The sequence below is a fragment of the Nostoc sp. 2RC genome (assembly GCF_014222165.1).
GTDB lineage: Bacteria > Cyanobacteriota > Cyanobacteriia > Cyanobacteriales > Nostocaceae > Nostoc > Nostoc linckia.
The window spans coordinates 1-7,070 of record NZ_JACKZU010000406.1; the positions used below are offsets into that span (position 1 = coordinate 1).

The 7,070-nt window shown below is 42.4% G+C and carries 5 protein-coding genes; 3 read left to right on the forward strand and 2 right to left on the reverse strand.

All coding sequences use genetic code 11. The features are described 5' to 3' along the window. Positions 1-202 precede the first annotated feature (202 nt). From GNE10_RS29890 to GNE10_RS29900, 3 genes are all read left to right on the forward strand, one after another. A complete protein-coding gene (locus GNE10_RS29890) occupies positions 203-1,528 on the forward strand; it encodes a DUF58 domain-containing protein (RefSeq protein ID WP_185569383.1) in 1,326 nt (441 codons plus the stop codon). A gap of 74 nt (positions 1,529-1,602) precedes the next feature. Then, positions 1,603-2,157 carry a pyridoxamine 5'-phosphate oxidase family protein gene (locus tag GNE10_RS29895; protein WP_185569385.1) on the forward strand — a complete coding sequence of 185 codons (555 nt, stop codon included), beginning with the start codon at positions 1,603-1,605 and terminating at the stop codon, positions 2,155-2,157. A gap of 146 nt (positions 2,158-2,303) precedes the next feature. Beyond that, positions 2,304-2,870: a thermonuclease family protein gene (locus GNE10_RS29900; RefSeq protein ID WP_185569387.1), complete on the forward strand. Its 567-nt coding sequence runs from the start codon at positions 2,304-2,306 to the stop codon at positions 2,868-2,870. A gap of 417 nt (positions 2,871-3,287) precedes the next feature. On the opposite strand, the gene GNE10_RS29905 is transcribed toward GNE10_RS29900, so the two are convergent. Together GNE10_RS29905 and GNE10_RS29910 are read right to left on the reverse strand one after the other, a co-directional pair. After that, positions 3,288-4,832, reverse strand: a complete 1,545-nt coding sequence (locus GNE10_RS29905; RefSeq protein ID WP_221643037.1) for an amidohydrolase family protein — start codon at positions 4,830-4,832, stop codon at positions 3,288-3,290. A 424-nt stretch (positions 4,833-5,256) separates the two neighbouring features. Then, complete coding sequence (locus GNE10_RS29910) at positions 5,257-7,068, reverse strand: ShlB/FhaC/HecB family hemolysin secretion/activation protein (protein ID WP_185569389.1); 1,812 nt, start codon at positions 7,066-7,068, stop codon at positions 5,257-5,259. Positions 7,069-7,070: the final 2 nt, after the last annotated feature.

Genomic DNA, 7,070 nt, shown 5'->3' on the forward strand with positions numbered 1-7,070 from the left:
TTTACCCCACCCCTCAATCCCCTCCCCGCCTGCGGGGAGGGGAGGTTTTGGCTTTAGACAAAACCGGGGTGGGGTGAGTGTGGATTAATTACTAATTGAGTAAGTTTGCTCTAACATCATTACAAGGGTTTTACGTTAAGTTGACACCAATGCACAGCTGTGCGCCCCTACCCAAATTTAAAATTGCTTAACTGGAAAAAAAATGGTTCCTTCTAAACGAGTTTATTTATTATTACTTTTAGGAATTGCCATCGCCTTTGTCCTATCGTTTTTTCTCACCATCAAAACAACCATTGTCATCACTTTGTTATATGATGTCGTAGTTCTGCTATTGATGGTTGCGGATGGTTGGCAAGTGCGGCGTTATCGCGTGCAAATTACCCGCGAATTGCCGCCACGGCTATCCATTGGGCGGGATAATTCAGTTGTGTTAAAAGTAACATCGCAAAAAGCCAACGCTCAAATTCAAATCCGCGATTATTATCCAACAGGTTTTGGTGTATCTGCACCGGCACTAGAGGCGACTATTCCCAGCAACAGCACCCAGGAATTAACTTATACTGTTCAACCGACACAACGGGGAGAGTTTCCTTGGGGAAATATTCAAGTTAGACAATTGGGGCTTTGGGGGTTGGCTTGGGATGATTGGCAGATTTTACAAAGTTTGCCAGTGAAAGTTTATCCCGATTTAATTGGGTTGCGATCGCTCACAATTCGCCTAACACTACAATCATCAGGGGCTATGCGCCAAGCTAGGCAAACGGGTATTGGTACTGAGTTTGCCGAACTGCGGAATTATCGCACTGGGGACGATTTACGGTTTATTGACTGGAAAGCCACCGCCCGACGAGTTGGTGCTTATGGTAACTCACCCCCATTGGTGAGGGTTTTAGAACCAGAACAGGAACAAACTCTACTGATTTTACTCGATCGCGGCAGACTGATGACGGCAAAAGTCCAGGGTTTACAGCGATTTGATTGGGGTTTAAATGCAACTTTATCCTTGGCTTTGGCGGGGTTACATCGCGGCGATCGCGTTGGGGTTGGTGTATTTGACCGCCAAATGCATACGTGGATTCCCCCAGAACGCGGTCAACTTCATTTGAATCAGCTAATTGATAAACTAACTCCAATTCAACCAGTGTTATTGGAATCTGATTATTTGGGCGCAGTGACAAACGTTGTCCAGCGACAAACTCGTAGGGCGCTGGTGGTGGTGATTACTGATTTAGTTGATGTCACCGCTTCTATGGAATTGCTGGCTGCACTTTCCAAGTTAGCACCCCGCTATCTACCATTTTGTGTGACATTGCGAGATCCGCAAGTCGATCGCTTGGCGGATACTTTTAGTGAAAATGTTACAGGTGCTTATGTGCGTGCTGTGTCATTAGATTTATTGGCACAACGACAAGTGGCATTTGCTCAACTGAAACAAAAAGGTGTATTAATATTAGATGCACCCGCAAATCAAATTGCAGATGAGTTGGTTGAACGATATCTGCAATTGAAGGCGCGAAATCAACTTTAAGTTTGTTGACAGTTGACAGTTAACAGTTAACAGCCAAAAATATGTGCAAGTAAAATGTTCTTGGCGAATAATTTATGTTGGAATCTGCGAATGCTACGAATCGATGGGTGAATACAATTGATTTCCAAAATCCAGAAGTGATTGCGAAAGCTTTTCGGATTATGGAAAATAACATTTATTGTACTTTGTCTACTTGTTCTTTTGATGGTTATCCTTGGGTATCCCCTGTATTTTTTGCCTATGATGATAACTGCAATATTTATTGGAGTTCGGCTATTGAGTCGAAGCATTCGCAGAATTTATACAACAATGATGGTAAGGTGGCGATCGCTATTTTTAGTTCCAGCGTTTCTCAAGGTACGGCAGATGGTTTATATTTTTATGGAACTGCATCAGAATTAAAGCCAGAGGAAACAGAAAATATTTTGCAGTTACTTTTAAATCGTGCCCCAAGAAAACACAATCGCACAGCTGATGATTATTTAAATGATTCCCCCCGCAGAATATATCAGTGTCAACCCCAAGAAGCTTGGGTAACTGGCCAACGATTGCCTTTTGATAATCAATTAATAGATACAAAAGTTCAGATATGTTTGCAATCTTTAGGAGAGTATATGAATAAGAATTAAGAATTCTTAATTGAGAACTCAGAATTCAGAATTCAGAATTAATTAGGGTTGCGTCTACTTTCAAAATCTTAGTTTTTTGAAAATCGGGGTTTATTTGCAAATATTAGAGGTTGTTTGACAAGTTTCAAATAATTTGGTGAATTTGCATGAAAAAATTAATTAAAGTAATGGTATTTTGGCTTTGTGCAAGTATCCTAGTTTTAGGTTTGATGGGCTGCGATCGCTTGATGAATAATTCTGGAGATGCTGTTGAGCGAGTGAGTGATGGTGATACTATAGTAATTAAAGATACCAATGGTAAAAATGTTACCGTGCGTTTTGCTTGTGTAGATGCGCCAGAAATAGCTCATACCAATAAAGAAAAGCAGAGTAAAAGTACTAGCGATCGCAATCAATTTAGTTGGGGTGTGAAAGCTCAAGAACGCGTACAACAACTCGTACAGCAAGGAGGCGAACGCGTAACATTGAATATTACCGATAGCGATCGTTATGGACGTAAAGTTGCAGAAGTCCGCTTAAAAAATAGCACATTCATCCAACAAGTATTATTGCAAGAAGGCTTAGCTAAAGTATATCGTCCTTATTTAAATAAATGTCCCAGCAAAGACTTAATTCAACAAGCCGAAGCACAAGCCAAAGAACAAAAGCTTGGCATTTGGAACGATACTAAATTCGTCAATCCTTGGGAATATCGGGCTTTATATAAAAAATGAAAAAGGGCATTGGGTATTGGCCATTGACAAACAAAGAAAATTAGGACATTGCTGAATTTGAATATCAAATTGGGGTAGTGTTACGGAAGCTGCCTCCAGTGGCAAACTAAACAGTTTAGTTTAGAAATTGCTGAATAAAATAGTACATAAGTATTAAACAGGGAACTTTCCGATCGCAGAGTCGTATTCTTTTTGGGCTTCTTTGATGGACAATTGTGAGTAAACTTCCAGTGATTGCGGGGACGAATGCCCAGAGTATGGCTGAATCAGCGTATCATCTATTCCTTGCTTACCCCATAATTAAAGCCTAGACTTTGCTAGGCTTTTACTTAATAGTAGGACTTCGACAAAAAATATCCAAAAAAATCACTCAAATGTCTATACAGAGCGCCTTTGACATTATTGGTTTTAGTCTCACTAGTTGTTGATTATGTTCTTGTAAATCTTGCCGTCCTTGATGATGACGAGGAAATTTTTTTCTGGATCTGTGACGAGATTGATGTCGTTAAGCGGGTTGCCATTAACTAGTAGTAAATCCGCTAGTGCGCCCTTTTTCACAACTCCCAGTTCGCCAGGATAGGGACTGCGGAGACCTGACAGTTGCAGCAAGCTGCCATTGTCCGCAGTTGCCATCTTGAGGACATCGGCTTCTGTGTACGTTCCTTTCAAGTTCACGTCGTTAACTAACTTTGCCAATTTCCTATTTTGAGCTTTAGCGTTCTTGGCGCTAAACATGTTGTCAGTACCAAATGCTGTCTTGACTCCGTACTGCTTTGCCCATTTGTAGGCATTTTTTGTTCCTTCCGCCACTTGCTTTTGTTTTTCCAGATTTTCGCCCGTTTTAGGATTTGCATCCTCGTCCATCAAAAAGGGCTGCAAAGACCACCAAATATCGCGATCTTTCAGTATTTTAACGGTGTTCTCGTCTATCAGTTGCCCATGTTCAATGCACTTGACACCAGCTTCAATAGCTTGCTTCACCGCATCCGATGTATAAGCATGAACAGTGACATAAGTACCCCAATTTTTCGCTGCTTGGACTGCCGCAGTAATCTCTTCTTTGGTGTACTGAGTTACATCAAGGGGATCGTAGTCTGAACTAACACCTCCACCCGCCATTACCTTGAGTTGACTGGCCCCTTGGCGCAGTTGCTCCCTTGCACGGAGACGAATTTCATCAGGACTATCGGCGATGGCTGTCAAGCCAATCCGCTCTTCATAAGTTAGATCGCCTAGTGCCTTTGGCAGCAAGCTTGGTAGCCGAAAATCCCCATGTCCTCCAGTCTGGGAAATGAACGCGCCTGACGGGAAGATTCGTGGCCCAACTATCATTCCTTCATCAACTGCCCGCTTCAATCCGAAAGAGGGCCCCCCCACATCACGGACTGAAGTGAAACCGCGCATCAAAATATCCTTGGCATCCTTCGCAGCCACGTAATTTATGTAACCAATGTCAGCAGTCAAAGCGATTTGCTGCGGCACGATCGATAACATGATATGGTAGTGTGCATCAATCAGACCTGGTATCAGCACCTGATTATCAGTTGCATTAATGGTCTTCTCTCGCGCTTTGATTTCATCTTCTGTCTCAGGCTCTTTTTCTTTTTGAGCTATTTCTTCCTCACTTAGCCCTTCTTTGTTTATAGGATAGCGACAACGTTCGGAACGCCCGATGAAATTTATCGGAATTGCAGATATAGTGTTGATTTTGTTGTTGACAATGAGGAGGTTTTTCTTCTCAGTCAAGTCCTTCGACTCACCATCAAAGATCCGAACATTGTTGATCAAGATTTGAGATTGGATAGACTTGCATTCTGAAACTACTTCTTCAGCCTGAGCAAAGCCACTCCAAGGAAATAGGATACTTGTCACCAGAAAGATTCCGATGGCAATCACCCTGACTATTCCAACCATCAATTTACCATTGAGCCATCCTTGGCTGGTATGGGGAAAAAAAAGCATAGTAGATACTTCCTATAGAATCTGGCGAGTCTCATCAAGGGTAAGGTTGCAGAGTATAGATTCAGGCTTTAGCGATTGCTGCTTCGGCTTCAGTTCCACAGCAGCAGATAAAAATCTTGAGTCCAACAGAAGCAACGGCTGTAAAAAAACTTGGGAACCGTATTGAGATAAGCCGTATAGAAGAGCGGGTGTACAACACGGACAAAACAATTGCTCAAGAGGTAGCATAATATCTGTACTTTTATTTACCTACTCAGTACTCGTTATTATTTATCATGGTTGCTAGATTGGATAAATTGATTAACATAATTGTTAATATTTAATAGCTATCTAATATCATTGTGATAATCTCTATATTCTATGCCCCATGACGCCACTGCGGTCTTGGAGTCTCCCCAAGACCGCAGTGCTCCCCCATGCCCCATCACGGCTGATATCGCAGGCTAAAATAAAAGCCATCATCTTGAATGTTATTACCGCGATCGCTCAAATCGATAAATGGAAATCCATAATCGAGTCGTAAACTTAAATTATTGATGCCAAAAGCTTCATTCCACAATAATCCTAAACCCGCGCCAATGAGAAAAGTTTGATTCGGTAGCTGATTGGGATTATTAGATTTATTCCAAACTGCTCCCATGTCAATAAATGGTGCTACTTGAATGGTGGATAATCCTGATTCATTGCGCTGCACTGTGATTCTATCTTCAATGGCTACCCGAAATCCATTATCCCCTGAGCGCACATTTTGACGATATCCTCTGACTGATTGTCCGCCGCCAATGACAAATTGTTCAGAAGGTAACAGACTGTCTGGTGTTAGCTGTAAGTCTGCTTGGATGAGCAATAATTGGTCGTTGGTGAGTCGCTGGACGCGCTGTACTTGAAATAGCCAACTGAAAAAGCGACCATCTGGGATGGGGTCATTGTTGATTGTGGCATCTAAGATATCAATGCCAAAATTAAATTGCGATCGCAAGAACCAAGCACCTTGGGGTTCGCGTTTGATATATTCTTGACCAAATTTAATAACGCTGGTGCGGCTGACTCCATTGACATCGGGGCCGATACCAAAGGGAGTTGCAAGGTTATCGAAGAGAAAAGTTTGACCATCTTGATAGCTAAATCCTAAAGACAGGGCAAATTCTTGTCTTGGCGATCGCATCAATGGTTGGCGATAATTAATTTCATAAATATCCTGGTTTGCCCGAATACCAAAGGCATCGAATGGCGCTTGAGTAATTTCGTTACGACTAAATGCAGCTCTAATTCGTACCTTCCCATCCATCGCATTCACGGGAAGTTGATACCTCAAATCATAAATATCCGAACCACCACTGAAGGAGTGAAAATAAGACCCGGCTAACTCATCTCCCATTCCAGTTAAATTACGATGGCGCAGTTCAACACCCAATCTTTCTGCACCAATACTAGGAGGGGAATAGTTATCTACACCCAAACTACCACCCAAAGGATTTGCCTCTTCAACTCTCACCAGTAGAACACTTTGACCCACTTTACCCGTGGGACGCAGACGTGCTTCCACATTTGATAATAAAGGATCGAGTCGTAATAGCTTTAGTTGGTCTTCCAGCTTATTAATACTCAAAGGAATACCAGCACCTAATTCGATGCGACTACGAATATAAGACTTGTTTAATCGCCGCGTTCCTTGGATGTCAATTTCTGCCAAACGTCCTTCAATGACGCGAATAACCACAACTCCATCGGCGGTACTAGGTTGCTGAGTCTCTGGAATTGCTCTGGAATTGAGATAGCCTTTATTTAGATAAAGCTGGGTAACTGCGTCTGCTGCTTGTCGAATTTCTTCTAAAGTCAAGTCTCGTTCTTCAAAGGGCTTAACAGCTGCATTCAAGTCATTTTCACTAAAAACAGTGCTATCGATAACTTGAATTTTGCGGACTCGAAGGCGTTGTGGTGCTGACGATGGTTCAGTTATAGGAGATGGTGCTGTTTCCTGGACAATTTCTAACTCTGGGTAAGAGTCTCCTACAGACCCCGCGCCACCCGCTATGGATGGAACAAACAAGTCAAATCCTGTTTCCTCCTGGCTTTTGGCTTCTACCTCCTGCTTTGTTTCTTCAGAGTTTGGTGTCAAGTTATTAGCCGTAGCTCTGAGTTCATTGGTAGTTAAAATCCACACCGCAGGCAGAATTAACAAGCCACACTTGAAACTGAAACTGTAGATTGCTACCTTGTCCCCCCATCTCCCCATCT